The organism is Kitasatospora sp. NPDC088779 (assembly GCF_040685395.1).
Classification (GTDB): domain Bacteria; phylum Actinomycetota; class Actinomycetes; order Streptomycetales; family Streptomycetaceae; genus Kitasatospora.
Genome location: NZ_JBFBHW010000016.1, coordinates 1 through 2,420 on the forward strand (window position 1 = coordinate 1; position 2,420 = coordinate 2,420).

Genomic DNA, 2,420 nt, shown 5'->3' on the forward strand with positions numbered 1-2,420 from the left:
GTCCCCCACCGCGGGGGGGGCGGTTGTCCCCCCCCCGGGGGGGGGGCGCGGGGGGGGCCGGCCGCGCGGGGCCCCGCGGCGGGGGCCACCGGCCCGGGGGGGGGGGGGGCCGGCCCGCCCGCGCCCCCTCTTTTCGTTCCCCGCATCGTTCCCCGCATCGTTCCCCGCGTCGTTCTCCTCGCCACCCTCTCCGCCGCCGCCTCCCGGCCGGGCGTCAAGCCGTCAGCCGCAGGAACAGGCCGGATCGGCATCCCGGTCGGCGTGCCGGGCGCCGGGGATGTGCGGCAGCCGGGCCGCCGAGACCACGCCCTCCAGGTAGCCGCGGGCCCGTTCCGTCCGGGGGTAGGCCTCCAGCAGGGCCCAGAACGCCGGGCCGTGGTCCGGCACCAGCAGGTGGGCGAGCTCGTGCAGCAGCACGTAGTCCAGGACGTACTCCGGCATGCCCTGCAGACGGTGGGAGAGGCGGATCGTCCCCTCGCTGGGGGTGCACGAGCCCCAGCGCGAGTTCTGGTTGGTGACCCAGCGGACCTGGGCGGGCCGGGCGCGATCGCCCAGGTAGGCGGCCGACAGCCCGCGCGCCCGGTCCATCAGCGCGTCGTCGCCGAGGATCCGGCGGCTCTCCTGGGCGGCGAGCTTCTCCAGCATCTGCGCGACCCAGCGCTGCTCCTCGGCGTGCGACATCCGGGCCGGGATCAGCACGATCGTGCGGTCGCCCTCGCGGTAGGCCGAGACGGTGCGGCTGCGACGGGCGCTGCGGCGCACTTCCACCCGGCCGCGGTCGTGCGGCTCCGGTGGCGCTGCGGCGGGTGGGTGCTGCGGCGACGCGGGCCTCGCCTGCTGATCCTGGTCCCGACGCCCACGCGTGCTGGGCGCCGCCACTTGCGACCCGGACGCTGCACGGGCACGCCGACGCGACGCCGGTGGATGGGAGTCCCGCTCGGCTGCCATGGCACACGACGTTACCCGGTACCACGGACAGAAGTCCGGTGCCGTGGCCGAAATCTTTCATGGAGTGATCGGGAACGAAAAGTCGACGGCGGATGTCCGGAAACCGGCGCCGGAGCGGATGGGCGGTTATCCACAGGGTCTGCGAACAGATGATGTGATCATGAGCCTGGGCCTGTGGATAACTTTGCGCACGACGTCGGCGCGATGGGGCATGCTGCGGTCAGCCGTCCGGAAACGATCGGAAGGGAGATCGCCGTGCGCCTCGTACTGAAGCCCGCCCTGTCCCGCAGCTGGCGGGACTCCGACACCCTGCAGTTCGGGACCATCACCCGCTACGCCGGGGTGCTCGGCCAGGCCGACAAGACCCTCTGCGACTTCCTCGGCCTGGTCGACGGGACCAGGGACCGCCCCGAACTGCTGGAGGCCGGCGAGCAGCTCGGCCTCGGCCGGGAGCCCGCCGACGCACTGCTGACCGACCTGGAGGAGACCGGGTTACTGGACGACGCGGAGGCGGCCGGCACCGCACTGGCCCGCTTCCCCCAGCCCCACCGGGACCTGCTCGGCCCCGACCTCGCCTCGCTGTCCCTGGTCCACTCCGGCCCCGGCGCCGCACCGGCCGTCCTGGCCCGGCGGGCAGGCGCCCGGATCGAGGTCCGCGGCGCGGGCCGGGTGGGCGCCGCCGTGGCGGCCGTGCTCTCGGCCGGCGGGGCGGGCACGGTCACCGTGGTGGACGGCGGCCGGGTGCGCCCCGGGGACTGCTCCCCGGCAGGACTGCCGCCGGGGGACGTCGGGCGGCTGCGGTTGACGGCCGCCCGGGAGGCCGTGCAACGGGCGGCGGGCCGACCACTGGTGCCCGTGCCCCGGCGAAAGCCCGACGGGCCGCCGCCCGACCTGGTGGTGCTCGCGCCCCGGGACGGGAGCGGGGCGTTCGCCGGCGGGACGTACGAGGCCCGACTGCTGCTCCGGGCCGGGGTGCCGCACCTGTACGTCGGAGTGGTCGAGGAGTTCGGGGTGGTCGGGCCCCTGGTGCTGCCAGGGGTGTCGGCCTGCGGACACTGCCTGGTCCTGCGCCGGGAGGACGAGGACGCCGCCTGGCCCCGGATCCTGGCCCAGCTGGCGGACGGCGGGCCCGGCCGGGCGCGCACCCCGGCCTGCGACACGGCCCTGGCCACGATGGTGGCCGGCCTGGCGGCGCTGCACGTCCAGGTCCACCTGGACGGCGGGCGGCCCCCGAGCGTGGACGGGTGGTGCGAGGTGTCGGCCGGCGAAGGGATGCCACGACGTCTGCGACTGCGCGGACACCCGGACTGCGGGTGCCTCTGGCAGCCGCAGCCACCGAGGTGAGGAGGAGAGGAACCTGCCGGGCGCGGGCCTGGCCGAGGAGAGAACCTACCGGGCGCGGGCCCGGCGGCTGCGAGGCTCGGCAGCCGCCCGGCCCCACGCCACGGCGGACCGGGCCGGCGCCCGGCCAG

2 protein-coding genes are annotated in these 2,420 nt (G+C 76.4%); one reads left to right on the forward strand and one right to left on the reverse strand.

From position 1 onward, the window contains the following. Positions 1-222: 222 nt before the first annotated feature. Positions 223-768 (reverse strand): M48 family metallopeptidase, encoded by a 546-nt coding sequence (locus AB0P03_RS17305; RefSeq protein WP_244293373.1) that lies wholly within the window; start codon positions 766-768, stop codon positions 223-225. A 435-nt stretch (positions 769-1,203) separates the two neighbouring features. Between AB0P03_RS17305 and AB0P03_RS17310 the strand changes: the two genes are divergently transcribed. Beyond that, a complete protein-coding gene (locus AB0P03_RS17310) occupies positions 1,204-2,292 on the forward strand; it encodes a ThiF family adenylyltransferase (RefSeq protein ID WP_363589728.1) in 1,089 nt (362 codons plus the stop codon). Positions 2,293-2,420: the final 128 nt, after the last annotated feature.